An 18,237-nucleotide genomic window follows, 5' to 3' on the forward strand; every position below is an offset into this window, starting at 1 on the left:
GTTCAGACAGAAAATGACAACAGCAAATTTCGACAACGCGCCTGCGATCGATCAGGCAGGACTCCTGTGCGACGAAATCAGCATTCTTGCGGAAAGCCCGGTGTGGGACGAAAGACGTCAGGTCCTGTTCTGGTGCGACATTCTTGGCAAGAAGCTACGTTCAGCTGGGCTGGGTGGCGTCCAGTATCGTGAATGGACGTTCCCGGAAACCGTCTCCAGTCTTGGGCTCTGTCAGAGCGGTGATCTGATTACCGCTTGCGGGATGGATATACTCATCCTCAATCCGGAAAGCGGCGCGCGGCGCACCCTTCATTCCATTCCCGCACCTGAAGGCATCGCCTGCCGGCTGAATGACGGACGTGTCGGTCCGGATGGAGCTTTCTGGGTTGGTACCATGCACAATGTCCCGCTCTCGCAGATGCAGCCCCATGGAGAGCTCTGGCGTATTACGAATAATGGGGCCGAACGTATCCAGACCGGACTGACATGTCCCAACGGCCTCGCTTTTTCGCAGGACGGTTCCGTCATGTGGCAAAGCGACTCCGTGCAGAAATGGATACGCAGGCGGAATTTCGACAAAACCAACGGTGTATTTGATGAAGGTGTGCTCGTCGCACAAATGCAGGAAGAGACCGGAAGGCCCGATGGTGGATGTCTTGACATAAGCGGCCGATATTGGAGCGCGGGTGTCTCTGCCGGCGTTTTGAACATTTTCTCGGAAGACGGCAGTCAACGGATCGGGACAATAAGGATGCCTGTTCCGCATCCAACGATGCCCTGCTTTGGCGGGCCGGATTTCGGCTCGCTTTTCGTGACATCGCACCGCCATAACATGACGCAAGACAGGCTGAGCGAGGTACCTCTTTCTGGTGGCGTTTGGGTCATTCCGTCCGGCATCAAGGGCTTTCCCGCATTCCGTTTTGAGGATGGCAGGTGAAGCCCAAATCGTAAGTCTTTGTTCTTTGTTGCCCAACGCAAGTATGGGTTTCGGCCAGACTACGTCAGGCAAATTCGTCCTGTTGATCCTGTAGTCTGGCCGTAATCAGCATCGTTTCCGCATTGGTAGATATTGCGGTCGAGATCAGCGTGTTCCGTGCTTTTCCTGCAAAAGCCGGATGGTGAGGTGCTGCAGCAGAACGATGGTCTTGGCGTCGCGAATATCGCCGCGGCTGATCATCTGCATAGCGTCTGGCAGAGCGATTTCCAGCACGTCTATGTCTTCTCCCTCGTCCGCGGAGCCGCCGCCTGTGCCCACTTTATGGTTCTCGGCATATTCGCCGTAGAAAAAGGCGAGGTATTCGGTGACCGATCCGGGGCTCATATAGATATCGAACAGATGGGTGAGTTCGGAAACCTCATAACCGGTCTCCTCCATCAGTTCCGCACGCATGCGCGCTGCCGGTTCAGCGCCTTCAAGCAGCCCCGCCGGTGTCTCGATCAGCGACTCGAGGCCGCCGTTCAAGAGAACCGGCAAACGGAACTGGCGGGTGAGCAAAACATGGTCGTTTGCGGGGTTGTACAACAGGCATGTCGCTCCGTTGCCGCGATCATAAGCCTCCCGGGTCTGCCGTTGCCAGCTTCCGTCCCTTAGCTGAAGTTCATACTCATATTTGGTCAGCCGTCCCCAATCATCCGCCAATACGCGTTGCGAAATCGGGCGGTAAACACTGCTATTCATCAAGTCACCTCGTCATTATCTGTCTTTTCAAAGGCCGTGCAGCCGGCCTTCGACTTGCGTGCGTGTCTCGCCGCCGACCCATATCTGGCCGGTATCATCGCGGGTCAGGTAAATGCGGCCTTGACGGCCAAGACGTGTGCCCTGGGCGGCGACATAGTCTTCCGCGACCACGCCTGTCGCAAACAGCCATTGCGCCAGCGAGGCGTTGAGGCTTCCGGTGACAGGATCCTCGGCGATGGCGCCCAGATGATCGCTGAAGAAGGCGCGAACCTCGAAGGCGGCTTCGCCGCCATTTGCGTGCGGACCAACGACGCCAACGTCAATGCGGCCGGGCCAGCTGCGGACCGGCTCAAGGGCAAGCACCTTCTCAGCCGATGCCAGCCTGATCCCCAACCAGCCGGGGCCATTGTCGATCCATGCGGCATCAACGATGTCGCGTGTCTCTATTCCCAGCAGCTGCCGGGCCTCTTCCAGCTCTGCGGGTGTCGGCGCGCCTGAACGGATAAGGGGCGGTGCGGCAAAGGAAAGTCGACCATGCGCGTGCCGGATCGTGACCAGACCGGCACCGCACTCCTGAACGATGCCCGTTTCGCTTTTGGGCAGGCCGTTTTCGGAAAGCCAGGCATGGCAAGTGCCGAGCGTAGGGTGTCCGGCAAAAGGCATCTCCCGGTCCAGTGAGAATATCCGGACACGGTAATCAGCCTGGGGGTGGGTGGGCGGCAGCAGAAACGTGGTTTCGGACAGATTGAACCACCGCGTCAATCGCTGCATGTCATCCGTGGTCAAGGTGTCTGCACCCGTGACGACCGCCAGCGGATTGCCAGAAAGCGGGCCGGAGCCGAATACATCGATCATATGGATAGTAAAGGTCATGGCATCGTTCTTTCAGTTCGGATCGATTGTCGGCGCGGACTGTCTATTGCGTAATCCGTTCCAGCACGCGGCTCAATGCCCGCTTCAATGCGCTCGAACCGCCATTGCCGTCAAAGTCCTGAAGAACCTGCTCATTCAGGCCACCCTTGGTGGCGAATTCGCGGCTGAGATCGGTAAAGTCCGTGTCCTTGCCGGCAAGCAGCGCCACTTCGGAGAGGCCGGCGAAGAGGGGTGCAAGATAGGCGCGGCCCTTTTCTTCCGGCAGGCCGTTTTCGGCCAACCACTCCGTCGTCTGTTGCAGAATGCCGAAATAGGTTGCCATCAGGGCGCTTGCGGCGGCGAGAAGGTCGTATTCCGCCTTTGTTTCACATTCCACCGCATTGCCGAGCACGTTGAAGATCGCGGCGGTATCCGCATCGGAGGGGTAAACGGCCGTGACGCCTTTGCGGCGGGCGACAAAAGGCAGCGGGATCGCCTGGGTCAGGCGCACATCCGCGCCGATCCAGTCAAGCAGTGCCTGTCGACCTGTTGCGGCAACGACGCTTATGACTTTCTGCCCCTCGCGAAACCGCAGCGGCCGGATGACGTCCTCGGCGATCTGCGGGCGGATGGCCAGAACGACGGTATCGCAGCCGTCGACAATCGCCTGATTGTCGCTGGAGACGATCACCTGCGGAAAATCGGCGGCAAGCCTGTCCGAGATATCCGCGCTGCGTTGGGACACCATGATATGCGGCACGGCGGCAGGCGTGCTGAGCAGCCCCCGCACCATCGCATCTGTGATAGCGCCGGTTCCGATAAAGCCGATTTTCTGGGGAAGGGACATGATGACTCCATTGCATTGATAGGAAGGACGATACATCGGTACGGCTGACGCAGGAAGGCAATGAAACAATCTCTAGATTGCCGGGGGCTGGCATATCTGCCGAAGAAATGGCTTGGCAACCGGATCGGCCACTTCACATAACCTTCAAATCTCTCCGAACCAACGGGCTGCTGCCCTTGCGAATTTCTCCTTGTCCGGAGCAGACTCCGTGGCCAGGCGACGATACCATCGGGCGCACCAGGATTGTGCTCAAGCCCAATTGGTCGACGGCATTGCCAGCGACATAGGAGATCCGGCCGTTCCAGCGGCCTGCCAGCGCTTCAAGCGGTGCGTCCGCGCTAAAATTCAAAAGCAGACCTTTGCCCTCTCTCAGAAGTTCGCCGGTGCTCCTCCCGTCCACCAGTGCGAAGTCCGGAACGCTGCAGCCCACCAGCGGATGGTTGCCGCCTAGCTCGTAGCGGAGGGAAATGCCCCATACGCGCTCGGCGAAATATGTAGCCATCGCGGGTCTCGATGAGATCGCGGATGATGGCTTCCAGCGCCCGTGTGCTCCGGCTTGGGCGCATCAGTGCGACCTGGGCGCGCGACCAGTCAAGGACCTGTGCACCCACTGGGTGTCGCTCACAGTCACGGTCGATGTTCCCGGAAAGCGGCGGCCAGTGTGCGCAGCGCCTCACGGGATCTGCTGTCGGTAAGGGTCGAGAACATCACGATCTCGGTGGAAGGCAGCGGCGGGAGGCTGAAACGCTGGCTTACCTCGATTGTACCGGGTGGCGCCAGGCGGCAGGAGAATGCCGAAATGGCGAGACCTGCCGAAACGGCCGCGGTCACCATCGATGAGGTGCCGCCAAGAAAGACTTCCGTCCACGCGATGGCGGCGGAATCAAGAGCACGGGCGGCGATGTCACGTACACCGCAGGCGGGCGAAAGCGCGGCCAGTCGCAGCGGCTCGCCCTGACGATGTTCGAATTGCGGGGCTGCGAACCAGCCGAAATGCTCTGGCCCGAGCACTTCGCCATCACGCCTGTCATCCTCGCGCCGGATGATTGCAGCATCGATCTCGCCGCGGTCGAAGGCATCCAGCAACGTGCGGGAATTGTCCATCCGCACTTCTATCGTCAGTCCCGGATCGTGCGCGTTGAGCCGCGCCAGCAGCGTTGGCACTTCCGGCCCTGCAACATGGGCGGCTATGCCAAGGCCAAAGCGTCGGCGCGTGGAAAAAAGCCCTGCCATGGCGCGATCATGCGCGGCAAGGAATTCGCGGGCTGGTGTTAGAAACACTGCGCCTTGCGCGGAAAGGCGCACCGAGCGCGGCGTCCGTTCAAGAAGCCGCTGGCCGAGCCGGTCTTCCAGCCGCTTGAGCTTGACGCTGATGGCACCCTGCGTGGTTCCGAGCGTTTCGGCAGCGCGGGTGAAGCTCTGCAGATCGGCGATGGTGACGAAAGCCTGAACGGCATCCACATCCAGAGTGGTCACTTTAATCATCCAAATTTGTTGTCTCTGAAATATCCAAGCATCCAATTCAGTTATGGTCAAGCTTTCACTAATTTGCCTTGGACTCTGCAAAACACGGATCGAAGCGTGCATGTCTTCTGATGCTTCAGTCCAAACCACGAAAGGCTGAAGAATGACCCTTGCCGTTACCGCCCCAACCCGGAGTAGAAGTGCCATTGCGCTCGCCGCCGTCTGTCTCTCCGCTCTGATGTTCGGGCTGGAAATCTCCAGCGTGCCGGCGATCCTGCCGACGCTCGAGCAGGTGCTGCACGCGGATTTCCGGCAGCTGCAGTGGATCATGAACGCCTATACGATCGGCGTGACGATGGTGCTGATGGCAACCGGCGCGTTGGCCGACCGCTTCGGTCGCAAACGCGTCTTCATCGCGACCATCGTCGCTTTCGCCATTTCCTCCCTCGCCTGCGGCATGACTGAAAGCGTGGCGGTGCTGATCGGCGCACGCTTCCTTCAGGGACTAAGCGGTGGAGCGATGCTGGTATGCCAGATCGCCATTCTGTCACATCAGTTCCGCACGGCCCGCGAGCGTGGAATGGCTTTCGGCTGGTGGGGTATTGTCTCCGGCGTCGGGCTGGGTTTCGGGCCGATCATCGGCGGAGCCATCGTTGCGCTGTGGAGCTGGGAGTGGGTATTCCTCGTTCACGTGGCCCTCGGCATCCTGACACTGTTCCTTGCCGCAAGCGGTGTGGAAGAATCGCGTGATCCGGATGCGACCCGTCTTGATCTTGCCGGTATCGCCACACTCTCGGTTGCCGTGTTCTGCCTTGCGTTTTTCATCACCCAAGGACCGGAACTCGGCTTTGCCAGTTCAAAGGCACTTCTGATCCTTGGTCTATCAGTCGCGAGTTTCATCGCCTTCGTGATCGTCGAAAAGCTCACGCCAAGGCCGATGTTCGATTTCTCCGTATTTCGCATCCGGCCATTTTCCGGCGCGATTATCGGCTCGGCGGCGATGAACATCAGCTTCTGGCCGTTCATGATCTATCTGCCGATCTGGTTTCAGGCGGGCCTTGGTTATGACAGCGTCACCGCCGGTCTCGGTCTGCTTGCCTATACGCTGCCAGCGCTGGTCGTACCGCCGTTGGCCGAGCGTCTGTCGCTGCGTTATCAACCCCGTCTTGTCGTCCCGGCCGGGCTGTTCACCATCGGTCTCGGTTTCATGCTGATGAAACTTGGCAGCAGTGTCGCAGATGCGAGCTGGCTCACCATGCTGCCCGGCTGCATCCTGTCCGGTGTCGGGCTTGGCCTCACCAACACGCCGGTCACCAATACGACAACCGGTGCCGTTCCCGCTGCCCGTTCCGGCATGGCCTCCGGCATCGACATGAGCGCGCGAATGATCTCGCTTGCCATCAACATCCCGATCATGGGCTTCATTCTGGTTGAGGGCGTCTGGTCGTCGCTTAGGGCCAACCTGCCGTCCGGCGCGGATTTGCCCGCCCTGCGTTCGCTCGCGGAGAAGATCGCGGCGGGAACCGCGGGATCGTCGGTGGAGCGTGTTTCGGATGCACTCGTCCATCAGGCACTCGCAGACGGTTTCGGTCTGGTCATGCTTTATGCCGGCATCAGTGTCTGGTTGCTCGCCGCTCTGAGCTTTGTGATCTTCGGCCCGGCGCGAAAGCTTGCCCACGGTTAGTGGTGCCCTGGCGCTGGGACGATAGTCAGGCGGATTTCAGGATTTGCAGTCCTGCCGAAGGTTGGGCGGCCGCAGTCTCCTCGCGGCTCCAGCGGCCAAAGGCGGAGCGGCCCAAAATCGCAATCGACGTATCCTCCTGCGGCGCATGGACGAGCACCGTCTGGATGTCGCGGAAATGTCGTTCGAGGCCCAGTTCGCTACCAAGACCTGGATTGCCGATGCCGCGCACTGCGATCTCGACGGCATCACGCAGCTGCCGGCCGGCAAGCAGCCTTGCCCTGATGAATCCTTCTGCATCGCCATTGTTGTTTTCGAGCGTGCCGAAAATGATCTGGCGGGCGCCTGAGACCAGAAGATCGATTTCGCCTGAAAGCGTTATGAAACGTTCCGTGCGGGCGATGGGATGGCCGAGATTGGCCGGCACACGCTCATGCGCGAAGCGGATGAACTTGGCCTGAGCGGCTTCTGCCACGCCGAGGTAAAGCGCTGTCAAAGCCAGCGTGAGTGCCGCATGCGCCCGGTTGTCCTGCTGGGCGACCGATGGATCGACGAGGTCGATGACGTTTTCCGCCGGGATTTCGACATTGGCATATTCGACATCGTGCGATCCCGTAGCGCGCATGCCGAGGCTCTGCCAGTTCTCGATGACCTTGATGCCCGGCAACCCGTTCGGCACCACGAATGTTCCCACCCGCGCCGGCGTTTCGTCAGTATGCGCCCAGACAAGGAAATGCGTGAGACCATATGCGCCCGTCACGAAGCGTTTTCGGCCCGTGATAGACCAGCCATTGTTTGTCCGGCGGGCGAGCGTCGCGGGCAGGCCACCGCGCGCCGGCGACCCCAGCTCCGGCTCGACACGCGCGGCATTGAGCAGCAACGGCCGTTGTTTGGCGTCCGTCAGAAGCCGCCGGTAGAGATCTTCGGGCCAGTGGTTTTTCGCGGCCTGGGCGAGATGGGTAAAGATCGTCATGGCGCTGATCAGCGCCACAGAAGGATCGCCCCGGCCAAGTGCCGCGAGAATGTGGGCGGTATCGGCAAGCGTCGCTCCCTGGCCGCCATAACGTGTCGCAACCGTGCTTTCGAGGAGGCCGCTTTCGTGAACGGCACGGATACCCGTCCAGGGAAACTGGCCAGTCTGGTCCGCATCCGGTGCGGCCTGTTCAAGGATGCGAGCGGTTGCGTCTAGGACAGTTGGGTCATGAGACATGCGTGGTCGAGGCTCTCTGGCTGTGGGGAATACCATTTCCCCATCAGGGGCGATTGGCTCCGTCTGCACTTCAAAAAAATGCCCGGTCAGGCGACCGGGCCGGATCGCGGCATCATGCAGCGGTCTTTTTCTTCGCATCTTCCCGTTCGCGAATGCCTTCGCGGACAAGCGGCAGGATGTAGCGGCCATAATCCACCGCGTCGTTGTAATTGTCGTAGCCGCGGATCGAGATCAGGTCAGCGCCAAGATCGATGTAGTCGAGGATGGAATCCGCAATGGTGCGTGGCGAACCGACCAGCGCAGTGGTGGCGCCGCTGGCATTGGTGGCGGTGACCGTCGGATACCAGAGGGCGCGATCATGCACATCGCCGCGTGCGGCGATTTCCAGAAGCCGTTGCGAACCGACATTGGCCGGGCGCGGCGCGTTGAGCGGTGCGCGTGTTACACCTTTCTGGCGGTTCTCGTTCAACCGATCCAGAGTTCTGTGAGCCTTTTCCCAGGCAAGCTCATCCGTCTCGGCGACGATTGGCCGGAATGTGACCCAGATCCGGGGGCGATCCGTGCGGCCCGCCTTTGCGGCTTCCGCATAGACCCGCTCGATCTGCTGCTTGGTTTCGGCAAGCGGCTCTCCCCACAGGCCGAAGATATCGCAGAGCGAACCACCGATGCGATAGGCGGCGTCCGAGGAGCCACCGAGCGAAATCGGAATAAGCCCGTTTGTGGGCCGCACCGCGCTGCGGAATTGCTTGAACTGGTAATATTTTCCGTCGAAGTCGAAGGGCTCTTTCGAGGTCCAGGCCAGGCGCAGGATGCGGATATATTCCTCCTGGCGCTCATAGCGTTCTTCCTTGTTGAGGAAGTCGCCTTCACGCGCCTGTTCTTCATCGCTGCCGCCGGCAATGAAGTGCACCACGACACGTCCACCACTCAACTGATCGAGCGTCGCGAGCGACTTGGCCGCAACTGTGGGATAAACCGTGTTCGGCCGCAGGGCGACGATGATCTTGATGTTTTTCGTGTGCGCGAGCACCGTGGCGCCCAGCGTGAAAGGATCGAAAGACGATGAGGAGTAAGGGATCAGCGTATAGTTGAAACCGTAATCATCAAGGGCGCGGGCATAGCGCTCCAGAAAAACAGGATCCACAGGTGCGTCTGGAACGGGGTTTAGATCGTTCGATGCATTGGGAAAGCTTACGCTGATAAATTCCGCGGACATGGGCGCTCCTTCAGGTTCAATGCAAGCATGTTAGGGCGCGGCGCATGAGCGAGGAAGACAGGTCTTTCTTTTTCTATCGAATATGTAGAAAATATTCCCTGCGACGGCCTTCGATATAGGACCAGCAACCGCCGCCGCGTTTCCGTCTTCAAGTCGCTGCCACGAAGTGGCAATCGCTCGGTGCCCTAACGGTTACAAGGTGGGCGACCAGCCCAGGCTCGGAGCCACCGTGTCCGCCAGATCGGTCAGCAGTTGTATGTTTTCGGCGAGACCGAAGGCAGGCGGCAAAAACAGCACGACCTCATCGGCTGCTGCAAGGCCCGGATCGTTGAATACCGATTCCAGCACCTGATCGGGCGTGCCCTGGAAAACGGGCGAAATTTGAAACCCCGCTGGCTGGGCTGCCTGTTCGAGAGCGCCTTTGGGGCGAGACGCGGCAATACCCTTGGTACGCCGCTCCAGATCATAGGCGGCGTATTTTTCGCGAAGCTCGGCCGTGGTGCCAACCAGGATGGAGGCGGCGACGGCGACCGGCGGCGGTTCCGTTGTCCATGTCTTGCGCCATGTGGAACGGAAGGCCTCGATGATGCGGGCCTGATATTCCCCGAAGCTCTCGCCTTCTGCCTGATCGTGCTGGACGGTTCCCGAGATAAGGCCGATGCCGAGTTCCGCCGCCTGCACAGCCGAAGCAATGCTTGCTGCACCCTGCCGGATGCGCGAACGCAGTGTCGGGCTATGCGGCGTGACACGCAGTGCCGTGCCCTCCGGGTTGGATTGGCCGCCTTCGACACGGTGCAGGACATCGCCAGCGATTGCCGAGAGGAAGCGGGCCTGACGACGCCTGGCCTCTGTGCGGGCATCGGTGTCGACCGTGCCGAATACCGCGTCAAAGGCGGCGTTTGCGCCGGTCGAAATGGCAAGTTCCAGTCGCCCATCAATCAAAAGATCGGTCGTGCCGGCCGCCTCGGCAAGCAGGATCGGATCCTGATAGCGCATGGGGATGACCGCAGAACCGAGCGTAATATGCCGGGTATGCTGGCCGGCAGCGGCGAAGAACGGAAGTGGCGAGGACAGATAGTGATCGAAATGCCGCTGATAGGCCCAGCCGGACTGGTAGCCCAGTTTTTCGGCAGCCTTGAACAGCTCGATACCCTCACGCAGCCCCTGCGCCGGCCCGGCATCGTCGCTGAAAGATACGCGGGTATTGAAGCCGAGCCGCTGTTTGGGGTGGAAAGACGTGGACGCAGTATCGATGGGTGCAGCGATGGTCATGCGATCTTTTCCTTATCGTGAACCCGCCGGGGCAGCGGCTGTGGCGCACGGGCGATGGTTGCGGCACCGGATGGGATCGATTCCAGCAGCGACGCGGTATAGGGGTGCTGCGGATTGTCGAAGATATCGACGACCGTTCCATGTTCGACGATACGCCCGCGCTGCATCACCGAAACGGTGTGGGCGAGCTGGCGTACCAGTGCCAGATCATGGGAGACGAAAACATAGGTCAGGCCGAGCTTCGCCTGCAGCGAGAGCAGCACATCGACGATGTCTGCCTGGACGCTGACATCAAGTGCTGAGGTCGGCTCGTCGAGCACGATCACATCCGGTCGGAGAACCAGCGCCCTTGCAATGGCAACGCGCTGGCGCTGGCCACCCGAAAGGGCCGTCGGCTTGCGGTTGAGAAGGTGTTCGCTCAAGCCCACATTGGCCAAAGCCTCACGAACAGTTTCGAGCCGTTCCGCACGGGTTCCGATCTTGAAACGATCAAGCGGCTCGCGCACCAGCTGTTCGACACTCCAGGTGGGATCAAGCGAGGTAAACGGGTTCTGGTAGACGAACTGAAGATGGCGCCAGGTTGCACGCAGCGACGTGCGGGAGCGGCCGGTCAATTCTTCGCCGGCTACCGATATTGTGCCGGTGTCGGGTTCCTCGAGGCCAAGCAGCAGCCGAATGGTTGTCGTCTTGCCAGAGCCGGACTCGCCAACCAGCGCATGGGTGGTACCTGCAGGCACGTTGAAGGAGACGTTGTTGACCGCCGTCAGCACCCTGTCGCCGACCCTGAAATTCTTGGTGACGGCATTGACCGCGATCTTTGGCGTCGTGGTGGACTCTGCCTTCAGCAGACGGAAACCCGGATCGCGCAGCCGGGCGTAGCGATCCGGATTGAGTGCCGGCACGTCCGCATGCAGCTTCCTTGCATAGGCAGAGGCCGGTGCGGAAAACACCGATGCGGTGCTTCCGGCTTCCTGAACCTTGCCACCCTTCAGGACTACCAGCGAATCCGCCCGTTCGGCGGCGATCGCCAGATCGTGTGTGATGAGGAGCAGGCTGATATCCAGCTCGTGCTGCAACCGCGAGAGCAGATCGAGGATCCGCTTCTGGATCGTCACATCGAGCGCAGACGTTGGCTCGTCTGCGACCAGAAGTGACGGGCGCGGCAGAACCGCAAGGCCTATGAGCACCCGCTGCAACATGCCGCCGGATAATTGGTGCGGGTAGGACTCGTAGACAACACCCGGGTTTTCCAATCCCACCTGCGCGAAGGTCTCGAGAATGAGGGCCTTGCGGATCGCCTTGTCAGGCTCGTCGAGAAGTGCGGCCGCCTCCATGGCCTGCGCGCCGATTGTCCGCACCGGATTGAGCGAATTGCCTGGATCCTGCGGGACAAAGCCGATGGCGCGTCCCCGCAGCGGTCGGAAGTTGCGCTCTGGCAGTCCCAATATCTCCTGATCACCAAAGGTGACGTGGCCGGTGGCATGTCCCCCGCTTGGCAAAAGCCGAAGGACCGCGCGGGCGATTGTCGATTTGCCGGAACCGGACTCGCCAATGAGGGCAAGGCTCTTGCCACGGCCGAGTTCGAAACCGACATTGCTGACGACCTCCTGGCCTCCATAGGCAACCGAAAGATCGTTGACCCGGAGAAGCGGGACAGGAGCCTGCTGCGGCTGCGGTCTGGCCGCAAAGGTAACGGGGCGGGCGATAGTGGTGGTCAGTCTGTCTTGCGTAGCCATCGGCTGATCCTGTTTACAGAGAGGACGGTCGCGATTGTGACGAAGGCGGGGGCGTATACGAGCCACGGCCATTTGAGGTAATCCTTGCCGATCGAGATCAGCAGGCCCCAGTCGGAGGCGGGCGGCGGGTCGCCGTATCCGAGAAAGGCAAGGCTTGCGATCACGAGGATCGACTCGCCGAACTGCAACACGGCAAGCGGCAGCACCGAGCGTGACGCGTTGGGCAGAACATGGCGCAGAAGGATGAACCAGCGCGAGCCGCCGAGCAGGTACGAAGCCTCCACGAATGTCGCCTGTCTGGTCTTGATGACCTCCGCACGCGTGACGCGGGCAAAGACCGCCACGGCGGAGACGCCGGTGGCGATGGCGGCATTGATGGTCTCGAAACCGATGGCGGTGACCACGATCACCGCCAGCAGAAACTTTGGAATTGCCAAGAGAACATCGACCAGCCGGGCAAGTGTGATATCGACCCAGCCGCCGAGAAAGCCCGCAAGAAGCCCGATGAGACCGCCAGCGAAGACGCCGATGACGACCGCGACGAGCGCGCTGGAGACGGAAGAGGACGTGCCATAAACGACGCGTGCGTAGACATCGCGGCCAAGGTGGTCGGTGCCGAACCAATGCGCAAGACTTGGGCCGAGCAATTTGTCCGTCGGCACCCCGACGACCGGGCTGTGACTGGTAAACAGGCCGGGCGCCAGTGACCAGGCGACGACGAGCGCGATAATGGCGAAGGACAAGGCGACGGTCAGCGGTATCCGCAGGCCTGTCAGCCTGTTTGCAGGGGTCGCACCCGGCAGGGAAGCGTTCGAGGCGAAAGTCATGGTGTCACCGCCTTGGTGGTGGTGGAGGAATCCTCTGTAATGGCCAAGCGAGGCTTTCGCGCGCCGAGAATTTGCACGCGTGGATCGAGCAGGGGATAAAGAAGATCGGCAATCAGGTTGACGAGCACGAACACCACGGCTCCCAGCGAAACGATCGCTTGCAGGACAGGCAGGTCCTGCGTGCTCACGGAGCGCTGCACCAGGCTGCCGAGACCGGTTCGCCCAAAGACAGACTCGGTGATGAGTGAATTGCCAAGCAGTTCACCGACGGTGATGGCGATCACGGTGACGACGGGCAACGAGGCAGGCTTGAGCAGATGCTGTGCAAACAGCCGCGCCTGTCCGATGCCGCGGCTGCGGGCGACGGCCGCGTATTCCTGTTCTGCCTCCCTGTCGAGGTTCGCTATAAGCACCTCGGCGATTTGCGCAGAGAAAGGAATTCCGATTGTGATTGCGGCAAACACCGTTGCCCAGAAGCTATCTGGTTCGATAACGCGGAAGAGGCGCAGCTGAAAGCCGAAGAGATGGATCAGTATCAGGCCAATCACAAAATTCGGTGTCGAGAGAAACAGCGATGGGAAAGCTCGTAGCAATCCCTGGCCGTAGCGCTTTGGTACCACCTGGGTTCCGTAAGCAACGGCCATTGCCAGAATCAAGGCGACGGCAAGTCCCGTGGATGCAAGGATCAGTGTCGATGGCAGCACTTCAGCGATGAGGGTCGCCACCGGCCGGTTGGAGCGCATCGACATGCCCAGATCGCCAGTCAGAAACCCCGACAGGGACGACCACAGCTGCACGAGAACCGGTCTGTCGAGGCCCTGCGCGGCGATGATTTCCGCGATCTCCTGCTCGGTGAACCCGTTTTGCGGGTTCCGGAGCACGCTGGTGATCGGGTCGCCAGGCAGGATGCTGACGACCACGAAGGTGAAGACGTAGGCCAGCAGTATGACGACGACCGCCTGGCCAAGCCGCTTTGCGGCGTAGGTTAGGTAGGCATTGCTCATGCCGGTGACCTCCTTCAACGTTGCCCTGTTGTGCGCATCAGTCGCTGATGGAGGCGGTGTAGTAGCTGGCATAAGCCACGCCGTTATATACTTCGCCCTTCAGCTTCGGGGACTGCACGTAGATCCTCTGCACGATCTGCGTTCGCGGAATGAAATAGCCCTGCTCAAGCACATATTTCTGCAGCTCATCGAGAAGCGGGCTGCGCTCGTCGACAGAGCCGGCGCCGGCGATCTTGTCGCGCAATCCGTTGAGCGTCGCGTCGCGGTCGTCAAGGGCGAACCAGTTCTCGCCATTGTTGGCGTTGGTGAGAATGCTGGCGACGGTGCCTGCATCGATGAAGCTGCGCGTCACCTCATAGGTCGGGATGGCCGCACCGCCGAATTTGACCTTTTCACCAAAGGTCACGACGTCGTAAGCGCGGATAGCGACTTTCCAACCGAGCTTGCCGAGTTGCTGGGCAATGAGTTCATCGACCGACTTGGATGTCGCGAGATAGGGATTGGAGTGGATCGTCAGCGACAGCGGTTTGCCGTCTTTGGTCCGGATACCATCGGCGCCCTTGACCCAGCCCGCCTCGTCGAGCAGCTTTTCGGCCTTGGCGGGATCGTAAGCGAGAAGTGCGCTGTGGTCGGTCGCGCCCGGCACGTTGCTCTGGATGAAGGACGTGGCGAGCTTCCAGTCCGGCGTATAGACGGTGTCGATGATTTCCTGACGATTTACACCGGCCTGAAGTGCCTGGCGAACCTTCACATCATCATAGGGCGGAAGCTTGGTGTTGACCGCCCAGCCGTTGACGAAGCCGAGATAACGCGGCGTTGCGACGGTAAAGCCCTCTTCGTGCAGCGACTTCAGTTCCTGCGGCGAAGCATTATAGGCGACATCGGCCTGGCCGGACTGGACCGAGGCGACACGCAACGACGGTTCCGACACCAGCTTATAGGTGATGGAATCGAGGAAGGCCGGGCCGGTGTGGCCAACGGCGGCAGGACCCCAATTGTAGTCCTTGCGCTTGACCAGCTTGACGTAATCTCCCTCCTTCCAGGATTCGACCACATAGGGGCCGCTGCCGGAAGTCTTGCTGAGATCGGCCTGCTGGGTGGCGGGCTGGGCGATGGTCTTCGGCGAGATCAGGATCGAGCCGTGGTAACCGAGCGTCGGAATAAAGCCGAGCGTCGGCTTCTTGAAGAAGACCTTCACCGTGGATGCGTCCACCGCTTCAGCATGGTCGTAGGTCTTGGGGAAAAGACCGATCGGGTTGATGCCTTCGCTCTTGCGTCCGGCATACCAGATGTCGAGATTGGCGACGACCGCCGCTGCATCCAGCGGTGTGCCATCGGAGAAGGTCACGCCGTTTTTGAGGTGAAGCGTGAATTCGGTGGCATTGTCGTTCTGCTCCCAGCGCTCGGCAAGCCAGGGGCTGACCTTACCGTCGGCATCGACATAAAGCAGCTTGTCGGCGACATGGCCCCAGATATGGCCCTGAAAGCTGGAAATGGCGCTGTTGTTCGGGATCCAGGTGTCGCCGAGAGAATCGATGAGGAAGGTAATGTCGCCGCCATTGCGTGGGGTATCGGCTGCCTCAACCGGAGCAGGCCCCATCGTCGTTAGAAGCGCGATTGCCCCTGCGAGAGTGGTGGTCAGCAGACCCCGACGGGAGAAGGAAAAAAGCGAAGAACGTATCGTCATTAAGAAATCCTGATTGGTCGCGTTGTTTCTTGTCTTTGTGATTTCAGGAACTATCGCCGCTCTGGCTGATCTTTTGCGGGCACACGAAAGGCTTCACACGACAGCCTTGCCGGTGGTTTCAATGTCCTGAAATCGGGAAAAATGTGCCTGCGTTACCTCTTGGAAGGTCCGACCGATGTTACGGCTTAGCCGTTACTTTCAGCCATTGACGGCTCGTTCGATCGCAGGCCGTGCTTGCTGATACATCGTGCGGTCATGACGCGGTCCCTTGTTTTGAAATTCGGTTCTTGATGTCTAACGTAGCAGGGTGGCCAGAAGGAGAAAGACCAGTTGTTCTTTTTCTATCGAATTAATGGATTATTTTGCCGCGGTTTCCGAAGGTGGTAGGATCAGCTTTTCCGACGCCCGAAATACGTTGGCGGTGCGATTTTTCAGGTAGTGCCGGAACACCCGTCCCTCACTTATTTTGCAAATGTCATCTTTTCGAAAATCCGCACCGGAGGCGCCTCACCGGCAAAACGTTCCACCTCCACTCTGGTAATCTGACCGGTCGATCCCTGCGCCAGTTTCGAGGTGCCGATGTCGCGCGTCAGGATGTTCGGATTGCCGTGAATGCACATCGCTTGCTCTGCATGCCGGTCATGCGGTTCGAACCACGCACCAGTTGCCAGCTGCATCACGCCGTTGCGCACATCCGTGCTCAGGACGGCTGCGGCGAGGCAGCTGCCACGACTGTTGAACAGCCTGATGATATCGCCATCGGCAATGCCCCGGCGGGCTGCATCTTCGGGGTTGATGCGCACGGGTTCCCGGCCCTTAATCTTGGTGGAGCGGCTGAAGGCGCCATAGTCGAGCTGGCTGTGCAGACGCTGATGCGGCTGATTGCAGACCAGATGCAGCGGATAGAGCGCTTCGTCTTCCGGTTTCGTCCTGCCGGGATACCATTGCGGATGGCCGCCGCAATCGTCATAGCCGAAACCCTCGATCGTCTCGGAGAAGATTTCGATTTTACCGGATGGTGTCTTCAGAGGGAAGGCTATGGGATCATCACGGAAGGCACGCGCAGGCCCTCCGTCATCCGGCTTGAGCGGCAGACCTATCTCTCCACGTTCCCAGAACGTTTCGAAATCGGGAGCCTCGTACCCACCGGCGGCAAGCGCCCCACGCGTTGTTTCATAGAGGAAGGCAAGCCATTCCCGGCTGCTGCGGCCTTCGGTGAAGGTTTCGAATTTGTCGAGCCGGCGCGCGATCTCGGAGAAGATTTCGTAGTCGTCGCGCGCCTCACCAACCGGTTCGATCAGCTTTTTCATCGCGATCATCAGAGGATCGCGGTCGGCGGCGCCAATGTCGTCGCGCTCCAGAGTTGTCGTCGCCGGCAGCACGACATCGGCATGCCGCGCAGATGATGTCCATGCGGTTTCGTGCACGATGATGGTCTCGGGCCGTCTGAACGCTGCCCGTAGTCGGTTGATATCCTGATGGTGGTGGAACGGGTTACCACCCGCCCAGTAAACCAAGCGGATATCGGGATAGTGCATCCTCTGGCCGTTATAGTGAAATTCCCCACCAGGATTGAGCAGCATGTCGGCGATGCGCGCGACCGGAATGAAATCCGCGACCGGGTTTTTGAACTGGTTAAGTGTCGGCAGGGGAACGGCCAGCAGGTTCTTGCCGACATTGCCCAAAGCGCCGAGGGAATAGGAATATCCGCCGCCGTCGAGGCCAATCTGACCGAGCATGGCGGCAAGAACGATCCCTAGCCAGACGGGTTGCTCACCATAATCGGCGCGCTGAAGCGAATGGCTGACAGTGATCAATGTTCTCGCGCGCGCCATGGTGCGGGCGAGTTCCCTAATAGTTTCCGTGCCGATGCCGCAGAGCCCGGAAGCCCATTCGGGGCTTTTCGCCACACCATCGGTCCGGCCGAGCAGGTAGTCTTCGAAACGCTGATAGCCGACGGCATAGCGGTCAAGAAACGCCCGATCGTGCAGGCCCTCGGTGACGAGAACATGCGCAAGTCCGAGCATCAGCGCGACATCGGTACCGGGTATGACCGGCAGCCACTCCGCATTGAGGTCTTTCGGAAAATCGTCTTTTAGCGGGCTGATCAGCACGAATCGCGCGCCGCGTGCGCGTGCGCCATTCAGCTTCTGTGGCACGATATGCACGCTGTTGCCGCCGCCATGCACGTCCGTATTCTTTATCGCCATGCCGCCGAAGGCGACGATCAATTCGCTGCTGCGCTCGATTGCATCCCAGGTAACGCTCTTGCGGTCGAAATGATCGTAGGGTCCGAGCACATGCGGAATGATGACCATCGCCGCGCCTGAACTATAGGTGTTGACGGAGCGCACATATCCGCCAAGCGTGTTCAGAAAACGGTGGACCTGGCTTTGCGCGTGATGGAAACGTCCGGCGCTCGACCAGCCGTAGGAGCCGCCGAACACGGCCTGTGGGCCGTAATCGCCGTAAACCCTTTGAAGCTCCTTCGCGACGAGGTCCGCCGCCTGCGGCCAATCGACCTCCACATAGTCGTCCGCCCCGCGTATCTGCGCGTTGCCCGGTTTTCCCTCCAGCCAGCCGCGCCTGACCGCCGGACGCCGGATGCGCGCGGCGCTATCGGCGATTGCCGGCAGATTGGCGAGCAAGGGCGAGGGGTGTGGATCGTCCGGATGTGGACGGATATCGAGCTTGCCATTCCGGTAGCTGCCGGAAAAGGCGCCCCAGTGGGAGCTGTGGGTCTTGTAATTATCCATCTGCGAA

14 protein-coding genes and 1 pseudogene are annotated in these 18,237 nt (G+C 60.3%); 2 read left to right on the forward strand and 13 right to left on the reverse strand.

Annotation, left to right across the window (positions count from 1 at the left end; genetic code table 11):
• Positions 1-13 precede the first annotated feature (13 nt).
• The gene (locus AC1DCP_RS18030; RefSeq protein ID WP_003518056.1) at positions 14-937 is read left to right on the forward strand and encodes an SMP-30/gluconolactonase/LRE family protein; all 924 of its coding nucleotides are present in this window, start codon (positions 14-16) and stop codon (positions 935-937) included.
• Between the two features lie 144 nt (positions 938-1,081).
• Here the strand turns inward: AC1DCP_RS18030 and AC1DCP_RS18035 are convergent, their stop codons facing one another.
• The 5 genes and pseudogenes from AC1DCP_RS18035 to AC1DCP_RS18055 form a co-directional block, all read right to left on the reverse strand.
• Positions 1,082-1,678 carry an NUDIX domain-containing protein gene (locus AC1DCP_RS18035; protein WP_035252620.1) on the reverse strand — a complete coding sequence of 199 codons (597 nt, stop codon included), beginning with the start codon at positions 1,676-1,678 and terminating at the stop codon, positions 1,082-1,084.
• Positions 1,679-1,705: 27 nt separating this feature from the next.
• Complete coding sequence (locus AC1DCP_RS18040; protein WP_003518059.1) at positions 1,706-2,551, reverse strand: PhzF family phenazine biosynthesis protein; 846 nt, start codon at positions 2,549-2,551, stop codon at positions 1,706-1,708.
• A 43-nt stretch (positions 2,552-2,594) separates the two neighbouring features.
• On the reverse strand, positions 2,595-3,377 hold the full coding sequence (locus AC1DCP_RS18045) for a pyrroline-5-carboxylate reductase (RefSeq protein WP_476774524.1): 783 nt from the start codon (positions 3,375-3,377) through the stop codon (positions 2,595-2,597).
• A 144-nt stretch (positions 3,378-3,521) separates the two neighbouring features.
• Positions 3,522-4,003 (reverse strand): annotated as a pseudogene (locus tag AC1DCP_RS18050) (aromatic-ring hydroxylase C-terminal domain-containing protein); the annotation flags it as partial.
• A 1-nt stretch (position 4,004) separates the two neighbouring features.
• Positions 4,005-4,862 carry a LysR family transcriptional regulator gene (locus tag AC1DCP_RS18055; protein ID WP_003518061.1) on the reverse strand — a complete coding sequence of 286 codons (858 nt, stop codon included), beginning with the start codon at positions 4,860-4,862 and terminating at the stop codon, positions 4,005-4,007.
• A gap of 142 nt (positions 4,863-5,004) precedes the next feature.
• Here AC1DCP_RS18055 and AC1DCP_RS18060 point away from each other — a divergent pair, with 142 nt between their 5' ends.
• Positions 5,005-6,525 carry an MFS transporter gene (locus AC1DCP_RS18060; protein ID WP_003518062.1) on the forward strand — a complete coding sequence of 507 codons (1,521 nt, stop codon included), beginning with the start codon at positions 5,005-5,007 and terminating at the stop codon, positions 6,523-6,525.
• Positions 6,526-6,550: 25 nt separating this feature from the next.
• Here the strand turns inward: AC1DCP_RS18060 and AC1DCP_RS18065 are convergent, their stop codons facing one another.
• The 8 genes from AC1DCP_RS18065 to AC1DCP_RS18100 all read right to left on the reverse strand — a co-directional run bounded on the left by AC1DCP_RS18065 (position 6,551) and on the right by AC1DCP_RS18100 (position 18,230).
• Entirely contained in the window at positions 6,551-7,732 is a 1,182-nt protein-coding gene (locus AC1DCP_RS18065) for an acyl-CoA dehydrogenase family protein (RefSeq protein ID WP_003518063.1), read from the reverse strand.
• A gap of 112 nt (positions 7,733-7,844) precedes the next feature.
• Positions 7,845-8,948 (reverse strand): LLM class flavin-dependent oxidoreductase, encoded by a 1,104-nt coding sequence (locus tag AC1DCP_RS18070; protein ID WP_003518064.1) that lies wholly within the window; start codon positions 8,946-8,948, stop codon positions 7,845-7,847.
• Between the two features lie 192 nt (positions 8,949-9,140).
• Positions 9,141-10,220: an LLM class flavin-dependent oxidoreductase gene (locus AC1DCP_RS18075; protein ID WP_003518065.1), complete on the reverse strand. Its 1,080-nt coding sequence runs from the start codon at positions 10,218-10,220 to the stop codon at positions 9,141-9,143.
• The gene (locus AC1DCP_RS18080) at positions 10,217-11,956 is read right to left on the reverse strand and encodes a dipeptide ABC transporter ATP-binding protein (RefSeq protein WP_003518066.1); all 1,740 of its coding nucleotides are present in this window, start codon (positions 11,954-11,956) and stop codon (positions 10,217-10,219) included. Before AC1DCP_RS18080 ends, AC1DCP_RS18075 begins: the two co-directional genes overlap by 4 nt.
• Positions 11,935-12,783, reverse strand: coding sequence for an ABC transporter permease (locus tag AC1DCP_RS18085; protein WP_003518068.1), 849 nt, complete (start codon positions 12,781-12,783; stop codon positions 11,935-11,937). Before AC1DCP_RS18085 ends, AC1DCP_RS18080 begins: the two co-directional genes overlap by 22 nt.
• The gene (locus AC1DCP_RS18090) at positions 12,780-13,787 is read right to left on the reverse strand and encodes an ABC transporter permease (RefSeq protein ID WP_003518071.1); all 1,008 of its coding nucleotides are present in this window, start codon (positions 13,785-13,787) and stop codon (positions 12,780-12,782) included. The genes AC1DCP_RS18085 and AC1DCP_RS18090 overlap by 4 nt, the downstream gene beginning before the upstream one ends.
• 37 nt (positions 13,788-13,824) lie before the next feature.
• On the reverse strand, positions 13,825-15,474 hold the full coding sequence (locus AC1DCP_RS18095) for an ABC transporter substrate-binding protein (protein WP_003518073.1): 1,650 nt from the start codon (positions 15,472-15,474) through the stop codon (positions 13,825-13,827).
• A 461-nt stretch (positions 15,475-15,935) separates the two neighbouring features.
• Entirely contained in the window at positions 15,936-18,230 is a 2,295-nt protein-coding gene (locus tag AC1DCP_RS18100; RefSeq protein ID WP_003518075.1) for a molybdopterin guanine dinucleotide-containing S/N-oxide reductase, read from the reverse strand.
• Positions 18,231-18,237 lie beyond the last annotated feature (7 nt).

The sequence above is a fragment of the Agrobacterium sp. 10T429 genome (assembly GCF_056393925.1).